Source organism: Rhizobium sp. SG570 (assembly GCF_012275345.1).
Lineage (GTDB): Bacteria > Pseudomonadota > Alphaproteobacteria > Rhizobiales > Rhizobiaceae > Rhizobium > Rhizobium lusitanum.
In genome coordinates this window covers 601,442-621,688 of the sequence record NZ_JAAZQI010000002.1, presented here as the reverse complement: position 1 = coordinate 621,688, position 20,247 = coordinate 601,442, and the positions used below count along the sequence as shown (strand labels likewise).

Annotated in this window: 20 protein-coding genes; 5 read left to right on the top strand and 15 right to left on the bottom strand. The window is 60.8% G+C overall.

Annotation, left to right across the window (positions count from 1 at the left end):
• Nucleotides 1-2: 2 nt before the first annotated feature.
• From FHT28_RS06855 to cysG, 3 genes are read right to left on the bottom strand one after another with little or no spacing between them, the layout of a single operon-like run.
• Complete coding sequence (locus tag FHT28_RS06855; protein ID WP_168595826.1) at nt 3-1,682, bottom strand: nitrite/sulfite reductase; 1,680 nt, start codon at nt 1,680-1,682, stop codon at nt 3-5.
• Nucleotides 1,683-1,700: 18 nt separating this feature from the next.
• The gene (locus FHT28_RS06850; protein WP_034505099.1) at nt 1,701-2,015 is read right to left on the bottom strand and encodes a DUF2849 domain-containing protein; all 315 of its coding nucleotides are present in this window, start codon (nt 2,013-2,015) and stop codon (nt 1,701-1,703) included.
• Nucleotides 2,016-2,018: 3 nt separating this feature from the next.
• Nucleotides 2,019-3,461: a siroheme synthase CysG gene (gene cysG / locus FHT28_RS06845; RefSeq protein WP_246704805.1), complete on the bottom strand. Its 1,443-nt coding sequence runs from the start codon at nt 3,459-3,461 to the stop codon at nt 2,019-2,021.
• A gap of 287 nt (nt 3,462-3,748) precedes the next feature.
• On the opposite strand from cysG, the gene FHT28_RS06840 reads away from it, so the two are divergent.
• Both FHT28_RS06840 and mazG read left to right on the top strand, forming a co-directional pair.
• Complete coding sequence (locus FHT28_RS06840) at nt 3,749-4,336, top strand: nucleoside deaminase (protein WP_168595824.1); 588 nt, start codon at nt 3,749-3,751, stop codon at nt 4,334-4,336.
• Between the two features lie 23 nt (nt 4,337-4,359).
• Nucleotides 4,360-5,208, top strand: coding sequence for a nucleoside triphosphate pyrophosphohydrolase (gene mazG, locus FHT28_RS06835; RefSeq protein ID WP_092573708.1), 849 nt, complete (start codon nt 4,360-4,362; stop codon nt 5,206-5,208).
• A gap of 108 nt (nt 5,209-5,316) precedes the next feature.
• On the opposite strand, the gene hflX is transcribed toward mazG, so the two are convergent.
• From hflX to dusB, 8 genes are all read right to left on the bottom strand, one after another.
• Complete coding sequence (hflX, locus tag FHT28_RS06830) at nt 5,317-6,651, bottom strand: GTPase HflX (RefSeq protein WP_037201999.1); 1,335 nt, start codon at nt 6,649-6,651, stop codon at nt 5,317-5,319.
• Between the two features lie 78 nt (nt 6,652-6,729).
• A complete protein-coding gene (gene hfq, locus FHT28_RS06825; protein ID WP_003539403.1) occupies nt 6,730-6,972 on the bottom strand; it encodes an RNA chaperone Hfq in 243 nt (80 codons plus the stop codon).
• Nucleotides 6,973-7,079: 107 nt separating this feature from the next.
• The gene (locus tag FHT28_RS06820; protein ID WP_047557694.1) at nt 7,080-7,943 is read right to left on the bottom strand and encodes a D-amino-acid transaminase; all 864 of its coding nucleotides are present in this window, start codon (nt 7,941-7,943) and stop codon (nt 7,080-7,082) included.
• A 35-nt stretch (nt 7,944-7,978) separates the two neighbouring features.
• Nucleotides 7,979-9,343, bottom strand: a complete 1,365-nt coding sequence (locus tag FHT28_RS06815; RefSeq protein WP_037201994.1) for a sigma-54 dependent transcriptional regulator — start codon at nt 9,341-9,343, stop codon at nt 7,979-7,981.
• A complete protein-coding gene (locus tag FHT28_RS06810; RefSeq protein ID WP_168595823.1) occupies nt 9,333-11,606 on the bottom strand; it encodes a PAS domain-containing sensor histidine kinase in 2,274 nt (757 codons plus the stop codon). Before FHT28_RS06810 ends, FHT28_RS06815 begins: the two co-directional genes overlap by 11 nt.
• 284 nt (nt 11,607-11,890) lie before the next feature.
• A complete protein-coding gene (gene ntrC, locus FHT28_RS06805) occupies nt 11,891-13,342 on the bottom strand; it encodes a nitrogen regulation protein NR(I) (protein WP_037201990.1) in 1,452 nt (483 codons plus the stop codon).
• Nucleotides 13,339-14,496: a nitrogen regulation protein NR(II) gene (locus FHT28_RS06800; RefSeq protein ID WP_037201988.1), complete on the bottom strand. Its 1,158-nt coding sequence runs from the start codon at nt 14,494-14,496 to the stop codon at nt 13,339-13,341. The genes ntrC and FHT28_RS06800 overlap by 4 nt, the downstream gene beginning before the upstream one ends.
• On the bottom strand, nt 14,493-15,521 hold the full coding sequence (gene dusB, locus FHT28_RS06795; RefSeq protein ID WP_037201985.1) for a tRNA dihydrouridine synthase DusB: 1,029 nt from the start codon (nt 15,519-15,521) through the stop codon (nt 14,493-14,495). Before dusB ends, FHT28_RS06800 begins: the two co-directional genes overlap by 4 nt.
• Before the next feature lie 221 nt (nt 15,522-15,742).
• On the opposite strand from dusB, the gene FHT28_RS06790 reads away from it, so the two are divergent.
• The gene (locus FHT28_RS06790) at nt 15,743-16,963 is read left to right on the top strand and encodes a bifunctional 2-C-methyl-D-erythritol 4-phosphate cytidylyltransferase/2-C-methyl-D-erythritol 2,4-cyclodiphosphate synthase (protein WP_168595822.1); all 1,221 of its coding nucleotides are present in this window, start codon (nt 15,743-15,745) and stop codon (nt 16,961-16,963) included.
• The gene (locus FHT28_RS06785; RefSeq protein WP_047638072.1) at nt 16,960-17,457 is read left to right on the top strand and encodes a CinA family protein; all 498 of its coding nucleotides are present in this window, start codon (nt 16,960-16,962) and stop codon (nt 17,455-17,457) included. Before FHT28_RS06790 ends, FHT28_RS06785 begins: the two co-directional genes overlap by 4 nt.
• A 15-nt stretch (nt 17,458-17,472) precedes the next feature.
• On the opposite strand, the gene FHT28_RS06780 is transcribed toward FHT28_RS06785, so the two are convergent.
• From FHT28_RS06780 to FHT28_RS06765, 4 genes are read right to left on the bottom strand one after another with little or no spacing between them, the layout of a single operon-like run.
• The gene (locus tag FHT28_RS06780) at nt 17,473-17,919 is read right to left on the bottom strand and encodes a type II toxin-antitoxin system RatA family toxin (RefSeq protein WP_034505627.1); all 447 of its coding nucleotides are present in this window, start codon (nt 17,917-17,919) and stop codon (nt 17,473-17,475) included.
• Nucleotides 17,920-17,928: 9 nt separating this feature from the next.
• A complete protein-coding gene (locus FHT28_RS06775) occupies nt 17,929-18,495 on the bottom strand; it encodes an AAA family ATPase (RefSeq protein ID WP_168595863.1) in 567 nt (188 codons plus the stop codon).
• A gap of 31 nt (nt 18,496-18,526) precedes the next feature.
• On the bottom strand, nt 18,527-19,120 hold the full coding sequence (locus tag FHT28_RS06770; RefSeq protein WP_168595821.1) for an AAA family ATPase: 594 nt from the start codon (nt 19,118-19,120) through the stop codon (nt 18,527-18,529).
• A 13-nt stretch (nt 19,121-19,133) separates the two neighbouring features.
• The gene (locus FHT28_RS06765; RefSeq protein WP_168595820.1) at nt 19,134-19,727 is read right to left on the bottom strand and encodes an AAA family ATPase; all 594 of its coding nucleotides are present in this window, start codon (nt 19,725-19,727) and stop codon (nt 19,134-19,136) included.
• A 143-nt stretch (nt 19,728-19,870) separates the two neighbouring features.
• On the opposite strand from FHT28_RS06765, the gene FHT28_RS06760 reads away from it, so the two are divergent.
• Entirely contained in the window at nt 19,871-20,245 is a 375-nt protein-coding gene (locus tag FHT28_RS06760) for a VOC family protein (protein ID WP_168595819.1), read from the top strand.
• Nucleotides 20,246-20,247 lie beyond the last annotated feature (2 nt).

Below are 20,247 nucleotides of genomic sequence, written 5' to 3'. Positions count from 1 at the left end.
CCTTACGCCGCTTCGGCTGCAGCCGCGGAAGAGCCATAAAGCGCTTCCTTGAAGGGCTGCGGTCCGACGCGACGGTAGGCATCGAGGAAAATCTCGGTGGGATCGAGGCGCAGGCCGATATAGGTGTCGACGATGGTCTCGATGGCATCGGTCACCTTGTCGGGCTCGAAGCCGCGGCCGATGATCTCGCCGATCGAGGTATGTTCGTCACCGGAGCCGCCGAGCGTGATCTGGTAGAGTTCCGCACCCTTCTTCTCGACGCCCAGCAAGCCAATATGGCCGACATGGTGATGGCCGCACGCATTGATGCAGCCGGAAATCTTGATCTTCAGCTCACCGATCTCGGCCTGGCGCTCGGCCGAACCGAAGCGCGTGGAGATCTCCTGCGCAACCGGGATCGAGCGGGCATTGGCGAGCGCGCAATAGTCGAGGCCGGGACAGGCAATGATATCGGTGATCAGGCCGGCATTCGCAGTTTCCAGGCCTACAGCGACCAGACCGCGATAAACCGCTTCGAGATCGGCCAAGGCCACATGCGGCAGGATGAGGTTTTGCTCATGGCTGACGCGGATTTCGTCGAAAGCGTATTCCTCGGCGATGTCGGCCACCGCATCCATCTGCGCATCCGAGGCATCGCCCGGAATACCGCCGATCGGCTTCAGCGAAATCGTCACCATGCCGTAGTCGGGGTTCTTGTGCGGCTGCACGTTCTGCTGCACCCAGCGGGCAAAGTCCGGATCGGTCTTCTTCCAGCGGGCGAGGCTTTCCCAGCCTTCGGCCCTTTCCGACAGTGCCGGCGGCGCGAAGTAGGCCGATATCGCCTGAACGTCCGCTTCCGGCAGCTTCAGCTCGGTATCCCTAAGCTTGTCGAACTCGACCTCGACCTGACGCGCCAGTTCCTCGGCGCCGGTCTCGTGCACGAGGATCTTGATGCGCGCCTTGTACTTGTTGTCGCGGCGGCCGTGCAGATTGTAAACGCGCATGATCGCGGTCGTGTAGGACAGCAGGTCCTCTTCCGGCAGGAAGTCGCGGATCAGCTTGGCAACCATCGGGGTACGGCCCTGCCCGCCGCCGACATAGACGGCAAAGCCGATCTCGCCCTTGTCGTTCTTCTTCAGGTGCAGACCGATGTCATGCACCTGGATCGCGGCGCGGTCGCGCTCGGCGCCAGTGACGGCGATCTTGAACTTGCGCGGCAGGAAGGAGAATTCCGGATGCACGGATGACCATTGGCGCAGGATTTCTGCATAAGGGCGCGGATCGGCGACTTCGTCAGCCGCGGCGCCAGCGAAATGATCCGCCGTGACGTTGCGAATGCAATTGCCCGAGGTCTGGATGGCATGCATCTCGACGGAAGCAAGTTCGGCGAGCACGTCGGGCATGTCCGAGAGCTTCGGCCAGTTGAACTGCAGGTTCTGGCGCGTGGTGAAGTGGCCGTAGCCACGGTCATAGGTGCGCGCGATATGGGCGAGCATGCGCATCTGGCGCGAGCTCAGCGTGCCATAGGGAATGGCTATCCGCAGCATATAGGCATGCAGCTGCAGATAGACGCCGTTCATCAGACGCAGCGGCTTGAAGGCATCCTCCGAGAGCTCGCCCGCAAGGCGGCGCTCCACCTGATCGCGGAACTGTGCAACGCGCTCCGCGACAAAGGCGTGGTCAAATTCGTCGTAACGATACATGATTTCCTCGGGACTTCCTCAGACTGCAATGAATTCCGGATCGGCGGCGGCATAGCCGGGCGCGTACTCCATGGTGGGGCCTTCGGCGCGAATACGCTCGCGCAGACGCAGCGGCCAGAGCTTGCCGCCGGTTTCCTGAACATCGATCAGATTGACGTCGACGACCTTGTTGTCTGCATAGGCTTGCTTGCCGATGGCTTCAAGTGCCGCTTCCGCTTCGGCATGGCGCGCGACCAACGCCTCCTGCAACGATGTCACCCACTCACCATTTGCGTTCAGCCAAACGGCAACGCCATCGGTGAGCCGGTTTGCGGTCAGAACCTTGTCGACCATGAATCAGCTCCTCGCATAGTCTTGAACAGCGGTCTCGCGGCGGACCAGCGGCTCGGATTGTTGGAAATTCGCACCGGCGACGGCCTCGCCGATGATGACCATGACCGGACCGCTCAGTTCATCGCGATGCTCGAGGTCAGGCAGATCCTTCAAGGTGCCGTGCATCAGGCGGCGATCGCGGCGGCTCGCATTCTCGATGACGGCGACGGTGGTGTCTGCCGGAAGCCCAGCCTCCATCAGGCGGCCAGCAACGGAGGCAGCGACCGTGCGGCCCATATAGACGGCGATGGTCGCGCCGGAGATGGCGAGGCTCGCCCAGTCCGGGAGGACATCGCCGGTAAGATCGTGGCCCGTCGTGAAGACCAGCGACGAGGCAACGCCGCGCAGCGTCAGCGGCAACTCGAAATCGGCGGCCGCGGCAAAGGCAGAGGTGATGCCTGGAACGATCTCGTAGCCGATACCGGCGGCGCGCAACGCGGCCATTTCCTCGCCGGCGCGGCCATAAACCAGGGGATCGCCGGATTTCAGCCGCACGACGCGCTTGCCTTCGCGGCCAAGCTGCACCAGCAGGTCGTTGATCTCTTCCTGCGATTTGGTGTGGCAGCCCTTGCGCTTGCCGACGGATAGGCGCTCGGCATCGCGGCGGCCCATATCGACGATCGCCTGCGGCACGAGGGCATCGTAGACGATGACGTCGGCTTCCATCATTACGCGCTGCGCACGCAGTGTCAGCAGGTCTTCGGCGCCCGGGCCTGCGCCAACCAGCCACACGCGACCTTCAACCTCCCGCGAAGACTGCAGCAGGCTGTCGGCGGCCTGCTCGGCCTGCTTGACATGACCGGCATTGACGGCATCGGCAACGGAGCCGGAAAAGAAGCGCCGCCAGAAGACACGGCGTGCGACGCCGCGCGGCACGAGGCGGTCGACCGGCTTGCGGTAACGCGTTGCCAGTTCCGCAAGCTTGCCGAGCGAGGGCGACAGTATCTGATCGATCTGCGCGCGGATCATCTGTGCCAGCACCGGACCGGCACCTTCCGTGCCGATGGCGACGGCGACCGGAGCCCGGTTGACAAGCGCCGGCGTATAGAAATCGCAGTAATCGGGCTGATCGACAGCGTTTGCCGGAATTCTTTCGGCGCGAGCGGCGTCGACAATGGCGCGATCGGCCTCAGCATCGCCGGTCGCGGCAAAAACGAGAGTTGCACCCTTCACCTGCTCGGCCGAAAACTCGCCGCGCACGGTCGCGATACGGTTGGCAATCAGGAAGGAATGATAGTCGGCCTCGGGCGTCTGCGCATAGGCGACGATCTTCGCCTGGGTGTTCATCAGAAGCCGGACCTTGGCGAAAGCTTCGTCCCCGTTGCCGAAAACGGACGCAGTCCTTCCTTCCACGCGGAAGAAGGCGGGAAACACCGAAAGCTGTTCAGTCCTGGGAGGCATCGTCATTCCACTTCGAGATTTGCCGAATATCGCCCTTGCGGCCAAGAGATTGAAGAAACAGAAATTCTAATGCCTTGGCGAGTCCGTATTCTTTTGCTCGACATGACAGGGATTTGAGCAAAACTCACCAGACGAGAAATTCGCGATAAATACAGGAAATCTATAGACTTTTATGATTGATCGGCGCCTGCGGTAGTTTTATTGCCTGTGGCAAACCCTGTCCATACGTCATTTGCGCATTCCGCCGGATCGGCAATCCCGCTAGACTGGACGAAATTTTTCGGAGCGTCTCCTTGCCGGATAACACCATTGCAGCCCGCCTTCTCGACGTCGTCGAGCACGATATCCTGCCGCTGACACGGAAGGGCGTGGCGGCCGGCAACAAGGTTTTCGGCGCGGCCATCCTGCGCAAATCCGACCTTTCGCTTGTGATCGCCGAGACGAATAACGAACTGGAAAATCCGCTCTGGCATGGCGAAGTTCACGCCCTCAAGCGCTTCTACGAACTCGGCGAGAAGCCTGCGACCAAGGAGCTGATCTTCCTGTCGACCCATGAGCCCTGCACCATGTGCATGTCGGCGATCACCTGGGCCGGCTTCGACAATTACTACTACTTCTTCAGCCACGAGGATTCCCGAGACGCCTTCGCGATCCCGCATGACCTGAAGATCCTCAAGGAGGTCTTCGGTCTGGAGCCGGGCGGGTATAACAGGCACAACGCCTTCTGGAACAGCTTTGCCATTGCCGACCTGGTCGAGACGGAAGCGGAACCCCGAAAGGCACAGCTCAAGGAACAGACGGCGCGCATCAAGCAAGCCTATGCCGGATTGTCCGACAATTATCAGGCTTCCAAGAGCGATAACGACATTCCCCTCAATTAATCCCAACAGGACCCGAGACCACGATGGAAGCGTCGCGAGACATAAGCAGCCTGATCGAAGTCATGGCGGCATTGCGAAATCCCGAAAGCGGCTGCCCCTGGGATATCGTCCAGACCTTCGAAACCATCAAGCCCTACACGATCGAGGAAGCCTTTGAGGTTGCCGATGCGATCGAGCGCAAGGATATGGACGATCTCTGCGATGAGCTCGGCGACCTGCTGCTGCAGGTCGTCTTCCACGCCCGCATGGCTGAAGAAGCAGGCGCATTCGCCTTCGGCGATGTCGTGCATGCCATCACCCGCAAAATGATCCGCCGCCATCCGCATGTCTTCGCAGTGTCCGATGCCAATACGGAGGATGCAGTCACTTTGCAATGGGATCGGATCAAGGCGGAAGAGAAGCGCGAGCGCGCCGAACGCCGCGCCCGAGCCGGCATCACCGAGGATTTCAAGGCCGGATTCCTGGGCTCGGTGCAGCGGACTTTCCCTGCCCTGACGGAAGCTCTGAAATTGCAGGAGCGCGCCGCCCATGTCGGATTCGACTGGTCGGCGCCGGAACCGATCCTCGACAAGATCGAGGAGGAGATCGGTGAGTTGCGGGCGGCACTTGCAAGCGGTGACAAGGCCAAGGTGAGCGACGAACTCGGCGACCTGATCTTTGCCGTCGTCAATATCGGCCGGCATGTGAAAACCGATCCGGAACAGGCCCTGCGCGGCACGAACACCAAGTTCCGCCGCCGTTTCCATCATATAGAGACGACGCTTGCGGCCGAAGGCGAGACGCTGGAAGGCGCCTCGCTGGAGCGAATGGAAGAGATCTGGCAGGCGGCAAAAGCTATCGAACGACAGCTCGGCGGCGTGGAACGGGCGTAACCTAGAGCAATTCCAGGAAAAGTGCGTAGCGGTTTTCCGTTCGGAATTGCATAAAAACAATAGCATAGAGCGGTCAGGCGATTCCGTGAAACGCGTAAACGCTCTAGCCTATTCCCAATCCTCGCGTTGCGGCTTCGGCCCATTGCCCATGCGCCGCTCCAACTCCACTGCTTCGGACTCGGTGAGGCGGACGTCGAGCGTCACGGTGCCGTCCTCGTTGTCCTCGCGGTTATCGACGATAGCGTGATTGTAGAGCCAGGGCAGCAGAGCCAACCTTTCCACCGGAAGCGTGATCGTCGCCTCCGTCAGCACGCCGGAAAGGCGGCGGCTGATCTCGTCCATCAGGCGATCAACGCCCTCGCCGCTTTTTGCCGACACGGCAATGACGTTTTCGGCGGTGGATGCCTTCTGCACGATGGCATCATGCGCCTCCGGCTCCAGGCGATCGATCTTGTTCCAGACCTCGAGGATGCGCTCGGCGCCTTCGGCCTCGCCGATACCGAGATCGCCAAGGATCCGCATCACATCGGCACTCTGGACCTGATTGTCGTCATCCGAGAGATCGCGCACATGCAGGATCAGATCGGCTTCCAGCACCTCTTCCAGCGTCGCGCGGAAAGCCGCCACCAGATGGGTCGGCAGGTCGGAGATGAAGCCGACGGTGTCGGAGAGAATGACGGTGCGGCCATGCGGCAGCTTCATGCGGCGCAGCGTCGGATCGAGCGTCGCAAACAGCATGTCCTCGGCGAGCACGCCGGCACCGGTGATGCGGTTGAACAGCGTCGACTTGCCGGCATTGGTGTAACCGACCAAAGCGACGATCGGATGCGGCACCTTCCGGCGCTTGGCGCGATGTAGCTGGCGGGTGCGCACTACCTGCTCCAGCTCGCGCTCGAGCCGGATGATCCGCTCCTGCAGCATGCGCCGGTCGGCTTCGATCTGGGTTTCGCCGGGACCGCCCATGAAGCCTGCACCACCGCGCTGGCGTTCAAGGTGGGTCCAGCTTCGGACGAGTCGGCCCTTCTGATAGTTCAGATGTGCAAGTTCGACCTGCAGCGTGCCTTCCTTGGTGGAGGCACGGCGGCCGAAGATTTCGAGGATGAGGCCGGTACGGTCGATGACCTTGGCGTTCCATGCCTTTTCGAGATTGCGCTGCTGCACCGGTGTCAGCGGATGATCGACGATGACAAGTCCGGCATTGAATTCATCAAGCAGCGCGAGGATCTCCTCGATCTTGCCCGTGCCAAGCAGTGTCGCCGGCCTGGGATCGTTGATCGGGACGATGGAACCGTTGACCACGTCGAGATCGATCGCCAGGGCGAGGCCTTTGGCCTCTTCCAACCGGCTTTCGGACGGACGTGAGACCGAGATGGCGCCGTCAGCCTGAGCAGAGCGCGACGCGCGAGCCTGCTTCAGCACAGGCACGACCACAACAGCCCGCATATCATCCCGGTGCTTTACGGACTCCGGAATGAGGGAATCGTTTTTGGTATCGCGTGTCGTGATAGTGGCAAATCCCAGTTAGGATGCGGCTTCTTCGCTCTCGAACATCTGCATCGGCTGACCCGGCATGATCGTCGAGATCGCATGCTTGTAGACGAGCTGCGAATGGCCATCACGGCGGAGCAGGACACAGAAATTGTCGAATGAGGTAACGACACCTGTCAGCTTCACGCCATTAATCAAGAAAATTGTCAGTGAGATCTTTTGCTTGCGAACAGTATTGAGAAATAAGTCCTGCAAGTTTTGAGAACGTTCCGCCATCGCGCCGCTTCTTTCTTTTTTGCCGACCTAAGTCGGTGAAATGTCATGATATACAGAGATCCCGGATAGGAGATACCCTCATTTTCTCCTCCCAGCGAATGTTGGTATCAAATCACAGTCTTTTCCGCAACGTCGAAAAAGGCTTCACGAATTTTCTGTGACATGCTGCCCGGATGGCCGTTGGCAATCGTTTCCCCATCGATCGAAACGACCGGAAAACAGATGCTTGTGGCCGCCGTGATAAACACTTCTCGCGCCGCCATCATCTCCTCAACCGAGAAGAAACGCTCGACGATCGTCACTCCGAGCTTGGCCGCGACATCCATCAGGGTCGTGCGGGTGATGCCTCGCAGAATGCCGTGCTCGGCCGGGCGCGTGACGAGATTCCCGTCGTGATCGACGATCCAGACGTTGGTGGCCGCACCCTCCTTCACCATGCCGTTATGGTCGATATAGATCGCCTCCTGCGCACCGGCCTCCTTGGCCTGCTGACGGGCCAGCGCGTTCGGTAACAGGCCGACCGACTTGATATCAACCCGGTCCCAGCGATTGTCACGGACGGTAATCGCCTTGATGCCGTTGGCATTCTTCTTGGCGATGAGGGATTGGTCGGTACTCTTGGCGGTGACGACGATCGAAGACGGTGTGCCGTCGGCCGGAAAGACATGATCGCGCCGGGCAACGCCGCGCGTGATCTGCAGATAGAACAGGCCGTTGCGGACGTGGTTACGACGCAAGGTCTCGCGAATCACGAGGATCAGCGCCGCTCGCGCCATGGGCCAGGCGATGCGCAGCTCACCCAGCGAGCGGTTGAGGCGATCGAGATGGCGCGTCAGATCGACGATCAGGCCATGACGAACCTCACAAACTTCATAGACTCCATCAGCGAACTGATAGCCGCGATCCTCGATATGCACCATGGCATCGCTGTGCGGGACGTACCGACCGTTCACATAAGCTATTCTTGGCATAAGAATTCCGGACTATTGGAGCGTTGCGCCAGGGATCAGACACCCAGCGATTTCAACTTGCGATGCAGCGCAGAGCGCTCCATGCCGACGAATTCCGCCGTGCGCGAGATATTGCCGCCGAAACGGTTGATCTGCGCGATCAGATAGTCGCGCTCGAACATCTCGCGGGCCTCGCGCAGCGGCAGCGTCATGATGTGATAGTCGTTCTTGGCGGATACCTTCGGCAGCATGTCGCCGAGATCGGTTGGCAGCATTTCGGCGGTGATCGGTGTATCCGCCCCGTCGGTGCGCGCCAGAATCATCAACCGCTCGATATTGTTGCGCAGCTGGCGGATGTTGCCCGGCCAATCATGCGCCTGCAGCACGGCCATCGCATCATCACCGATCCGCCGCGTGCGGATGCCGGCTTGTTCGGAAATCTGCCGCATCAGCTGGTCGACGAGGAAGGGTATATCCTCACGCCGCTCGGCAAGTGCCGGAACACGCACCGGCACGACAGCCAGGCGATGATAAAGGTCTTCGCGGAACAGGCCCTCGGCGATGCGGCTTTCGAGATTATAGGCGGTGGACGAGATGATGCGCACATCCACCTTGACCCGCTTCGAGCCGCCAACGCGCTCGAACTGCTGATCGACCAGCACGCGCAGGATCTTGTTCTGCGTCTCGCGCGGCATTTCGCCGACTTCATCGAGATAGAGGATGCCCCGATGCGCCTCTTCCAGAGCGCCGATCTTGCGCGCCTGCCCCGGAGAGCCTTCCGTGCCGAAGAGGGCGATTTCCATCCGCTCCGGCGTGATCGTCGCTGCGTTCAGCGCCACGAAAGGACCGCCGGAGCGTGCCGACTTCTTGTGGATCATGCGGGCCACCAGTTCCTTGCCGGAACCGGAGGGGCCGAAGATCATGACGCGGCTGTTGGTCGGCGCCACCTTGTCGATGGTCTGGCGAAGCTGCGAGACGGCGACCGAGGTGCCGATGAGCTCCACAGCGTCGCCTGTGCGGCGCTTCAGCTCCGTGACTTCGCGCTTCAGCTTGGAGTTTTCCAGCGCGCGTTCCGCGATCAGGATCAGGCGATCGGCCTTGAACGGCTTTTCTATGAAGTCGAACGCGCCTCGCTTGATGGCTGACACGGCCGTCTCGATATTACCGTGGCCGGAGATCATGACGATGGGCAGATCGGGATGGCGCGCCTTGATCTCATCCAGCAATGCCAGACCGTCGAGCTTGCTGCCCTGCATCCAAATATCGAGGAAGATCAGTCGCGGCGCTCGATCGGAGATCGCCGCGAGCGCACTGTCGCTATCATGCGCGGTGCGGGTTTCGTGGCCCTCATCCGAAAGAATTCCCGAAACGATTTCGCGAATATCTTCCTCGTCGTCGACTACGAGAATATCAGATGCCATAAACACTTTCCTTGTCACTTGCTGTCTGGGTAACGGCGGCCTGCTCACGGCGTGGCAGATGCACGCGGATCATGGCCCCTTTGCCCTGGTCGAATTCGGCGGGAGCGTCGTGGAGTTCGATCTGCCCGCCATGGTCTTCAATGATCTTCTTGACGATCGCGAGCCCAAGGCCAGTGCCCTTCTCACGCATCGTCATATACGGTTCGAGAATGCTGTGCCGGTTCTCCACCGGCAGGCCGCGGCCATTGTCGATGACATCGACGGTAAAGCGATCGCGCTCCGGATCCAAAGAGGCACGTACCAGGATCTTCGGCTGCGCGCGCGCTTCGTCGCTCGGCAAGCCTTCGATCGCTTCAACGGCGTTCTTGATGAGATTGCCGAAGGCCTGGCCGAGCATTCGCGTATCGAACATGCCTTCCAGCCGCTCATCGCCCAATTCACGCTCGAATTTGACGTGGCTGTTGCCCATCTCGCGCAGGAACACCGCATCGCGCAGAACGTCGCGCAGGTCGCTCGGCTCCATCGTCGGCTTGGGCATGCGGGCGAAGGAAGAGAATTCGTCGACCATGCGGCCGATATCGCCGACCTGGCGAATGATCGTATCCGTGCACTGATCAAAAACCGGACGATCGGCTTCGGCGATATTCTTTCCGAAACGGCGGCGAATGCGCTCGGCTGAGAGCTGGATCGGCGTCAGCGGGTTCTTGATCTCGTGGGCAATGCGGCGCGCCACGTCAGCCCAGGCGGTCGAGCGTTGCGCTATGACGAGATCGGTGATGTCGTCGAGCGTAATGACATAGGATTCATTCGCGTCGCGCGATTCCTCTCGCGTCACCTGGACGCTCAGCGTGCGCACCGTCCCGCCCCTCACGAGGCTGATCTGCTTGCGGAAGTCACTGCGATGACGCATCGTCGCCTCTGTCACGACCTGATCGACCTCCGGGGCAATTTCTACCAGGCTCTTGCCGACCAGTTCATCGCTCGTCAGCGTCATCAGATCTTCGGCAGAAGTATTGACGATGGTGATACGGCGGTCATGCTCGACGCCGATCACGGCCGCCGTCACGCCCGAAAGCACCGCCTCGATAAAGCGGCGGCGGTCATCCACCTCGTCTTTCGCCTCGAGGATCTCGTCGCGCTGGGTGCGGATTTCCGAGATCATCTTGTTGAAGGTGCGCGACAGGCTGCCGACGTCGCCATCGGCCGAACGCACCGGAACCAAGACATTCATGTTGCCTGAAGCAACATTGTCAGCGGCGCTGATCAGTAGGCGGATCGGCCGCACGATACGGTCGGCGATCGCAATGGCAGTCCAGATCGCAGCCAGAAGCACGATCAGAGCAAAGCCGATGTAGAGAACGGCAAAGGCGATCTGCAGGGACATGCGCCCCTCTTCCATCGCCTTGTATTCGGCCGTGTTGTCTTCCACCATGCGCATCGCGTTCATGACGCGCGGATCGACGGCCCGCACGGTATAAAGGAACGAGCCGGGAATCTCATCGAGCTTGATGACCGCGCCGACGAGGTTGGTGACACCGGGCGGAATAAGCGTCGGTTGGCCATTGGCGGACGCATCGAGCGCATCCTTCGGAATTGCCGGCAGCGGACGCTCGGTCTTGATTTCGGCCTGAACGATGGCGCTGCCGTCACGACGCACGAGGAAGGCGCCGAGCAGGCCGCGGCCTCTTGCCTGACGGGTCATCAGATCGGCGAAGCCGGTGCGATCCAGACTATAGAGCGAACGGTTACGCTCCAGGTCATTCGCCATCGAGACGGTCTGCCCCTGCAGATAGCTCGCATTTTCCATCAGATAGGCTTGCGCCACACTCTGCGACGAGCTGATGATCTGCTGGGTGCGCACCCCGAACCAGCGGTCGAGGCCGACGTTGAGCGTCAAACTGGCCACGATGGCGACGAGAATGGCCGGCGTGATCGCGACGATCGAAAAGAGGGCTACGATACGAATATGGAGGCGAGCCGCGGCACGACCGCGGCTGCGCGCCTTTACCAGTCGCGCAACCTCCCGCGCAATCAGCGCCATCAACCCAAGAACGAACATGCCGTTGATTACAACCGACGTAAAGACGACGGACGAGGTTGGGGCTACCGGCGTCAGTCCGAGAAGCATCAACAGGGTCGCAATCGCGCACAGCAGCGCGCCGCCGGCCAAGATCAGGCCAGGTAGAGCGAAGGAAGCACGACGGTCCGTCACTCTGACAACCGCCTCGTCGCTCGCCGTCGGCGACACCGCGTCCTGCATCATTCCCATCATCTCCACGCCCGAGCGACGGTCGGCGCCCTGCTCAATTCACGCTGCCGCCATTTTCGGCATCAGCGTGAGTGACAGGCAAGGCGGCAGCTGTCGTCCGGTTTCGCCTAAAAGCGAAATCTTTACTTGAATTCATCTCTGCAATAGGCTGAAAAATCAGGCCAACTGCCGATTTATGGCTGTAAGCCGGACGAATCGCCATCGCGAAAAAGACGAATCTGCTGCGTGACCTTTAAGCAACGCATTGTGGCGAAAATGCAACGCATCCGATCACGTTGTCAAGCCGTGCGGGAGCTTCTGTAGACGGAAACACCCAGTTCCCTGATCTTTTTGCGCAGCGTATTGCGGTTCAGCCCCAAAAGATCGGCGGCCTTGATCTGATTGCCACGCGTGGCGGTCAAGGCCGCAAGGATCAGCGGGTACTCCATTTCGGTCAGAACACGGTCGTAGAGGCCGGGAGGCGGGAGATTGTCGCCGAAGCTTGAGAAATAGCTCCGCATGTTTTCCTCGACCGCCTGGGCAATGGTCATGCTGCCGCTGCGGACAGGGCCCTTCTCGATCGGGCTGTCGGGAACGTCGGCGCGCAATTCGGCATCGATGATCTCGCGGGTGATGACATCCTGCGGATAAAGCGCCATCAGCCGGCGGATGAGGTTTTCCAGCTCGCGGACGTTGCCTGGCCAGGGATAGGCCTTCATCAGTTCCAGCGCTTCCTGATCGAAACGCTTGGAGCCGAGCCCCTCCTTCTCGGCCTGCTGAATGAAATGACGCACCAGATCGGGAATATCTTCCGCACGGTCGCGCAGCGGCGGCAGGCGCAAGGGCACGACGTTGAGGCGATAATAGAGATCCTCACGGAACATGCCCTGATTGATCGCCTGCTTCAGATCCTTGTTGGTGGCGGCAACGATGCGAACGTCGGTGCGGATCGGCGTGCGGCCGCCGACGGTCGTATATTCGCCCTGCTGCAATACGCGCAGAAGACGCGTCTGCGCGTCCATCGGCATATCGCCGATTTCATCGAGAAACAGCGTACCGCCCTCGGCCTGCTCGAAGCGCCCCGTCGAGCGGGTCTGTGCGCCGGTAAAGGCGCCCTTCTCATGGCCGAACAGTTCCGACTCGATGAGGTCGCGCGGGATCGCCGCCATGTTGATGGCAACGAAGGGACCGTTGCGACGCTTGCCGTAGTCGTGCAGGGCGCGCGCCACCAGCTCCTTGCCGGTGCCGGATTCGCCGGTGATCATCAGCGTCAGGTCGGTCTGCATCAGGCGCGCCAGCACGCGATAGATTTCCTGCATGGCAGCCGAGCGGCCGACAAGCGGCATACCGTCCTGCATGTCGTCCTCGAGCTTCGCCGGCTTGCGCTTGGGCTCGGACAGGGCACGGCCGACGATCGCGATCAACTCCGTGAGGTCGAACGGCTTCGGCAGATAATCATAAGCGCCCTTCTCCGACGCCTTGATCGCCGTCATGAAGGTGTTCTGCGCGCTCATAACCAGAACAGGCAAATCCGGTCTCGCCTTCTTGATGCGCGGCAAAAGGTCGAACGCATTTTCGTCGGGCATGACGACGTCGGTTACAACGAGGTCGCCTTCGCCGGCGGAAACCCAGCGCCAGAGCGTGGCGGCGTTGGACGTGATGCGTACGTCGTAACCCGCGCGGCTCAAAGCCTGGTTGAGCACGGTACGGATGGCCGCATCGTCATCGGCGACAAGGATCGTGGCTGTCATCGAGTAGTCCCTGTAGAGTTCGGAAAGGGGGCGTCTTCAAGCGTGATGCCTTTGGAGGCCGGCATCAAAACGCGGAAAGTAGTGCGATGGTTCTGGCTGTCGCATTCGACGATGCCGCCATGGTCGCCGATGATCTTGGCGACCAGCGCCAGACCGAGGCCGGTACCGTTGGTTTTGGTCGTGATGAACGGATCGAAAAGATGCGGCACGAGATCGGCCGGCACGCCGGGACCATTGTCGATCACGCAGAATTCGAGCGGCAGCGAGATCTTTTCACGGGTGCCGGCGACGGAAAGGCGAATGCCCGGACGATAGGCCGTCGTCAGCATGATCTCGCCATCCGGCCGGTCGCCGACCGCCTCCGCGGCATTCTTCACCAGATTGAGGAAGACCTGCACGAGCTGGTCCCTGTTTGCGAAAACCGCCGGCAGTGACGGATCATAATTCTCCGACAGTTTGATGTTGCGGGCAAAACCGGCCTTGGCGACCGCCTTCACATGATCGAGGACGGAATGGATATTGACGGGCACGCGATCGATCGGCCGCTCATCGGAAAAAACCTCCATGCGGTCGACCAGCGACACGATACGGTCGGTTTCGTCGCAGATGAGGCGCGTCAGCGCGCGATCGTCGTCCTCGACGGATTGCTCGAGCAGCTGCGCAGCGCCGCGAATACCAGACAGCGGGTTCTTGATTTCATGCGCCAGCATGGAGGCAAGGCCGGTGACCGAGCGGGCGGCGGCGCGATGCGTCAATTGCCGGTCGATCTTGTCTGCCATCGAGCGTTCCTGGAACACCACCACCACGGAGCCGGGCTCGCTGGAAATCGGCGCGACGTAGAGGTCCACCAGCTTGTCCTGCCCGAGACGCGGCGAGCTGAGATCGACGCGATATTCGTTGACGGGCGCGCGGCGCTCGCGCACCTGGTCGATCAGCGCCAGCAACGGACTGCCGAACGGAATGAAGGTCGAGATCTTGTAGCGCGACAGATGCGAGGCGCTGGCGCCGAAGAAGACTTCCGCCTCCCAGTTGGCGAAAGCGATGAGACCCGCCTCGTCGACCATGACGACCGGGTTCTGGATCGCGTTGAGAACGGCCATGGCGACGGAATTGCCCGCGCTCTCCCCGGTCCCGGAGCTGGATTTTGAAGTCATGCCGCCTCCTGGACGCATGGGGCGAGATTCGCCCCGGCCTGCAATGCCGCATGGAATGATGCGGCTACCTCGCGGCTATCTTTCGAAGTCATGATTTTCGCCTTGTCGGCGCCGGTGGTCGCCGAAGCATGGCGATCCAGATACCAGGCCAGATGCTTGCGGGCATGACGGATGCCGACAGCCTCGCCATAGAAATCCAGCATCGTCTGATAATGCTCCAGGGCGATCTCGACGATCTCATGGCGTCCCGGCGCGCGATGACCGGCCAGAACGCCCGCATGCCAGGGGCGACCCTGGCAACCGCGACCGATCATGACGGCATCGGCGCCGGACCGGCGCAGGATTTCCCGCGCATCCTCCGGTGTCTCGACATCGCCATTGGCGACCAGCGGAATGGAGACGACGTCACGCACGGCGCGGATCGCATCCCAATCCGCCCTGCCCTCGTAGAACTGCATGCGCGTGCGGCCATGGATGGTCACAAGCTGAATGCCGGCCTCTTCGGCACGGCGCGCGATCAATGGCGCGTTGATGGAATTCTCGTCCCAGCCGAGCCGCATCTTCAGCGTGACGGGAATATCAACCGCGCCCACCGTCGCCTCGATCAGGCTGAGCGCGTGATCCGGATCGCGCATCAGTGCCGAGCCGGAATAGCCGCCGATGACCTTCTTGGCCGGACAGCCCATGTTGATATCGATGATATCGGCACCGTTGCCGGCAGCGATCCTGGCCGCCTCCGCCATCCAGTGAGCCTCGCGGCCGGCAAGCTGCACCATGTGCGGCTTCAGCCCGGCGCTCTTCAGTCGTGCCCAGGATTCGGCCGTGTCCTGCACCAGCTCGCGGCTAGCCACCATCTCGGTCACGACAAGGCCCGCCCCATAGCGCAAAGCCAGCTGCCGGAAAGGCAGATCGGTCACGCCCGACATCGGCGCAAGGACGACGCGATTGCGGATAGACACCGGGCCGATGGAAAACGAAGTTGCAAGCTCGGATGAAAGCAAATGATTATCTTTCGGGCACACCATACATCTGCACTATTTTTAGACAGGCTTGAGAAGTTTGCCAAGAGGTTTCGGAGAGGCCCGATATTTTTTGGCAAATGCTGGAAAATACCCATTCAAGACGATAGACCCTGCTGGAGCGAGATCCCGCTTTGGCGATCTATTTAGCATGTGCTTGTTCAAAAGAAAGCTCTACGCTTTTCAGAAGCATGCTGGAGACGGAGCCTTTTATTCCTCGGGGGTTTATGACGCAAATGCATTCAACGCAACCGCTGTCGGTGGGAATCGTGATCGTTGCCGCCGGACGCGGCGAACGGGCGGGGTCGCCTGGCGAAGGTCCCAAGCAATATCGCGCGATCGGCGGCAGAGCGGTTATTGCGCATACGCTTGAAAGATTCGTGACATGGCCGCAGGCGGCGAAGATCGTCATCGTCATCCACCACGACGATGAGAGCCTGCTGCGGTCGGCGCTGAATCAGGTGGCCGGCTCGCCCGACGTCGAGATCGCTTTCGGCGGCGCGACGCGGCAGCAATCGGTGCTCGCGGGATTACGGCAGTTGCAGGGGAGCGGCGTGACGCATGTCATGATCCATGATGCCGTGCGCCCCTTCTTCGACCACGATCTGCTGGATCGCGTTGCCGAGGCCCTTGCGGCCGGTGCGCCGGCAGTTCTGCCCGCAATGCCTGTCACGGACACGCTGAAGCGGGCAGATGGACATGCGCTGGTCGTGGAAACGGTGCCTCGCGCCGGACTTCATGCCGCGCAGACGCCGCAATCCTTCCGGTTTGCCGATATTCTCGCCGCACATGAAAAAGCGGCTGCCGACGGCAGGACCGATTTTACCGACGATGCCGCTATCGCCGAATGGAACGGTTTACCTGTCACGCTCGTGACCGGCAGTGCCGACAATATCAAACTGACCATCAAAAGGGATATCGCCATGGCCGATGAGAAGCTCAGCGCCACTCTTCTGCCCGATGTGCGCACCGGCAACGGTTATGACGTGCACCAGCTGGAGCCGGGTGACGGCGTCACGCTCTGTGGCATCTTCATTCCGCACGACCAGACGCTGAAGGGACATTCCGACGCCGACGTCGCGCTGCATGCATTGACGGATGCCTTGCTCGCGACCTGCGGCGCAGGCGATATCGGCGACCACTTTCCGCCCTCCGATCCCCAATGGAAGGGTGCGGCATCCCGCATCTTCATCGAGCATGCGGCGAAGATCGTCCGCGAGCGCGGCGGAACCATCATGAACGCGGATGTCTCGCTGATCGCCGAGGCGCCGAAGGTCGGGCCGCATCGCGACGCCATGCGCGCAAAGCTCTCCGAATTTCTGGGCATCAGCCTCGATCGCTGTTCGGTGAAGGCAACCACAAACGAAGGGATCGGCTTCGTCGGTCGCCGCGAAGGCATCGCCGCTATCGCAACGGCAACCGTGGTCTATCGCGGAGGCAAGGCGTGACGCATTTCCCGGAGGACATACTTGCGCTCGCGCAAACCATCGTCACGGACTTCACGGCAAAGGGCCGAATGGTCGCCACGGCGGAATCCTGCAGCGGTGGATTGATCGCCGGCGCATTGACGGAAATCCCCGGCTCGTCGTCTGTCGTCGACCGTGGTTTCGTCACCTACACCAACGCGGCGAAGATGGAGATGCTCGGCGTTCAGGAGCAGACGCTTGCGCGTTTCGGCGCCGTCTCGAAGGAAACGGCACTGCAGATGGCGCACGGCGCCCTCTTCCGTTCGCATGCGGATCTTGCAGTCGCAGTCACCGGTATAGCCGGTCCCGGCGGCGGGTCAGCGGAAAAGCCTGTGGGTCTCGTCCACCTTGCCGCCAAGGCGCGTAACGGCGCGCTGATCCACCACGAGATGCGCTATGGCGACATCGGCCGCGACAAGGTGCGGCTTGCTACCGTGAAGACGGCGCTGGAAATGCTGATCGCTCTCGACCGGTGACGCCGAAATCCGGCCTTACGCGTAGATCTTGTTCGCGCGCGTCTCGAAGGCATCCGTGAACATGCGAAATGCACGATCGAACATCGATCCCATCAAGGCGCCGAGAATGCGGCTCTTGAACTCGTAATCGATGAAGAAATCGATGCTGCAGCCGCCGTTTTCCAACGGCGCGAAGCGCCAGCGATTGTCGAGATATTTGAAAGGGCCGTCGATATATTTCACATCGATGGCGCGTTCGAGCTTGTTCAGCAACACCTGCGTGGTGAAGGTTTCGCGGATCGCCTTATAGCCAACGGTCATGTCGGCGATCAGCAACACCTTACCGTCGCGTTCCTTGCGGCTGCGAACGACAAGCCCGTCGCAAAGCGGCAGGAATTCCGGATAGCGCTCGACGTCGGCGACGAGGTCGAACATCTGGTCAGGCGAATGCGGAACGGGGCGATGGGTTTCGAATTGAGGCATGATCGGCAATTAAGCAGGACGGCCAAGAAGATCAAGAAGCTGACGCATTTCGCCGCGGGATTTTAACTGTAAAACAGGCACATCGGGGCCGTGTTGAGCTAAGCCTGCAAGAATTTTCGGAACGGTCATCCTCTCGAAATTCCAGATATAGCGCAGGAATTCTCCATCGATCCGCTCCGGACAACCCTCCGCCATTTCCGGCCGTGTCCTGCCGTAACCCATGACCGCTCTGGAGAGGGCGCCCCAGAGACAGAGCCATCGCGGCATACGCACCCACAGAATCAAATTCGTGCGCGGCAGTCGCAAATCGAAAGAGGATTGCCCGCTGCCATCCATCAGCCAGCGCTCCTCCGCGACTTTGGCGGCGATCAGGCTACGCTCCTCTGCTCTTGCGCGTTTGATCCATCCCGGCAACCAATAGAAGTCACGATCCATGGAAACATAAGGCAGATTCAGGCGCTCACAGATCGTTTGCGACAGGGTCGACTTACCGCCACCGGAACATCCTATAACGAGAACCCGATCGGCCGCAGTAAGCCGTGTGGCAGCTTCGGTGAGATCACTTAGCACCTTCATATTCTCATCTCCCGAAAGCAAGGAATCTCAGTCAAACAGAGGCCGCAAGCAGATCAAGAAGCCGGCGCATCTGCCGGCGGCTAGTCAGTTGAAGGACCGGTACATCCGGGCCATGTTCGACAAGGCCGGTGACGACGCGCGGCGTAAACTTTTCCTCGACCGTCCAGATGAAGCGCAGAAATTCCCAGTCGACTTTCTCTCTGCAGCCGGGCGCCATTTCCGGGCGCGTGCGGCCGATCCATTTGACCCAGCGGGAGACGGCACCCCAGATGCAAAGCAGCCGTGGCATCCGCACCCAGATGACGAAGTCGGTTCGCGGCAGGCGTATGTCGAAGGTGGAGGGATTCGTGCCGTCCATGACCCAGCGCTCGCCCGCGATCTTGGAAAGGATGATTGCTCGCTGCTCGGCCTTGTCGCGCTGCTTCCAGCCCGGCAACCACAGCACATCGCGATCGATCGAGACATAAGCGAGGCCGAAGCGGGCGGCGATCTGCAGCGACAGCGTCGATTTGCCGCCGCCGGAGCAACCCATCACCAGGATACGGTTCGCCCTGCGGATACGATCGGCGGCCTGGGCGAGGTCGTCTATTTCGTTGCGCAGCGCAGGCATCGTCATCTGATCCATGATACCACCCGCTTCAGATCTTGCTTTGCAGACGTGCCAGCAGCTCCTCGCCGTCGTGATAGGATTTCAGCGTCAAAACAGGCACGTGGCGGCCATGCAGCGCGAGCATTTCCTGAAACTGCGGCACTTCGTTACGCTCGAAAGTCCAGATGTAACGCAGGAATGTCCACGTCAGTTGCTCCGGGCATCCAGCCGCCATCTCCGGTCGAGTGCTGCCCCTGTAGCGCAGCCAGCGCGAAAACACGCCCCATAGCGCAACATGCCGTGGAGGGCGGCGCCACAGGACGATCTCCGTGCGCGGCAGCCGCAGCGGCAGGGTTCCGGGGCTGTTGCCATCCATGATCCAGCGCGGCCCGGCGACCGCCTGCTCGATCCGCGAGATCGCTTCCGGACGCGAGCGAGACTTCCAACCCGGCAGCCAGAAGATATCGCGGTCCATGGACACGTAGGTCAGACCGAGCAACGAGGCGATCGCCTGCGCCAGCGTGCTTTTGCCGGTACCGGAGCAGCCTATGACGAGGATGCGGTTCGCCTCTTTGATAAGCGCAGTCGCCTCTTCGATATCAACGGCACGGACATGCGTCTGCGGCGCGACGATCTGCTCCACGGTACAGCTCCATAATCGAATCGAAAGTGCCGGTACCGGCAACAAACGGCGGGCATGTTTCCTAAATCAAACGGATGACGATCTTATGGCGAAGCACGCGAAAACCGTGGTAGCATCCCTTAGCCAGATCGAGGAGCAGCGCAATGGCGACGGTGCGGTACATAGTCGAGGATGTCGAAACGGCAGCGGCATTCTATCTGAAGCATTTCGGCTTTACGCTAAAACAACAATTCGGACCGGCAATGGCGATTCTGACGCGGGACGACCTCACATTGTGGCTTGCAGGCCCGATGGCGTCGGCTTCCCGGCCAATGCCGGATGGCCGCAAACCTGAACCGGGCGGCTGGAGCCGGTTCGTGCTTGAGATCCAAGGAGAATTGCCTGCGCTCGTTTCCACTCTGCGCGAACATGGTGTTCATTTCCGCAACGACATCATAGAGGGACCAGGCGGACGACAAATCCTGTGCGAAGACCCGTCCGGCAACGCGATCGAATTATTCGAACCCAAAAGTTCCTGAGA

Coding starts and splice junctions, on each gene's coding strand:
- hflX (WP_037201999.1), bottom strand. CDS start 6,651: ATGCGGGCTGTTGTGGTCGTGCCTGTGCTGAAGCAGGCTCGCGCGTCG.
- FHT28_RS06815 (WP_037201994.1), bottom strand. CDS start 9,343: ATGGCATCTGATATTCTCGTAGTCGACGACGAGGAAGATATTCGCGAA.
- ntrC (WP_037201990.1), bottom strand. CDS start 13,342: ATGACAGCCACGATCCTTGTCGCCGATGACGATGCGGCCATCCGTACC.
- FHT28_RS06770 (WP_168595821.1), bottom strand. CDS start 19,120: ATGGATCAGATGACGATGCCTGCGCTGCGCAACGAAATAGACGACCTC.
- FHT28_RS06820 (WP_047557694.1), bottom strand. CDS start 7,943: ATGCCAAGAATAGCTTATGTGAACGGTCGGTACGTCCCGCACAGCGAT.
- FHT28_RS06780 (WP_034505627.1), bottom strand. CDS start 17,919: ATGCCTCAATTCGAAACCCATCGCCCCGTTCCGCATTCGCCTGACCAG.
- FHT28_RS06810 (WP_168595823.1), bottom strand. CDS start 11,606: ATGATGCAGGACGCGGTGTCGCCGACGGCGAGCGACGAGGCGGTTGTC.
- FHT28_RS06775 (WP_168595863.1), bottom strand. CDS start 18,495: ATGAAGGTGCTAAGTGATCTCACCGAAGCTGCCACACGGCTTACTGCG.
- FHT28_RS06790 (WP_168595822.1), top strand. CDS start 15,743: ATGACGCAAATGCATTCAACGCAACCGCTGTCGGTGGGAATCGTGATC.
- hfq (WP_003539403.1), bottom strand. CDS start 6,972: ATGGCGGAACGTTCTCAAAACTTGCAGGACTTATTTCTCAATACTGTT.
- mazG (WP_092573708.1), top strand. CDS start 4,360: ATGGAAGCGTCGCGAGACATAAGCAGCCTGATCGAAGTCATGGCGGCA.
- FHT28_RS06850 (WP_034505099.1), bottom strand. CDS start 2,015: ATGGTCGACAAGGTTCTGACCGCAAACCGGCTCACCGATGGCGTTGCC.
- dusB (WP_037201985.1), bottom strand. CDS start 15,521: ATGGTGTGCCCGAAAGATAATCATTTGCTTTCATCCGAGCTTGCAACT.
- FHT28_RS06855 (WP_168595826.1), bottom strand. CDS start 1,682: ATGTATCGTTACGACGAATTTGACCACGCCTTTGTCGCGGAGCGCGTT.
- cysG (WP_246704805.1), bottom strand. CDS start 3,461: ATGACGATGCCTCCCAGGACTGAACAGCTTTCGGTGTTTCCCGCCTTC.
- FHT28_RS06800 (WP_037201988.1), bottom strand. CDS start 14,496: ATGACTTCAAAATCCAGCTCCGGGACCGGGGAGAGCGCGGGCAATTCC.
- FHT28_RS06760 (WP_168595819.1), top strand. CDS start 19,871: ATGGCGACGGTGCGGTACATAGTCGAGGATGTCGAAACGGCAGCGGCA.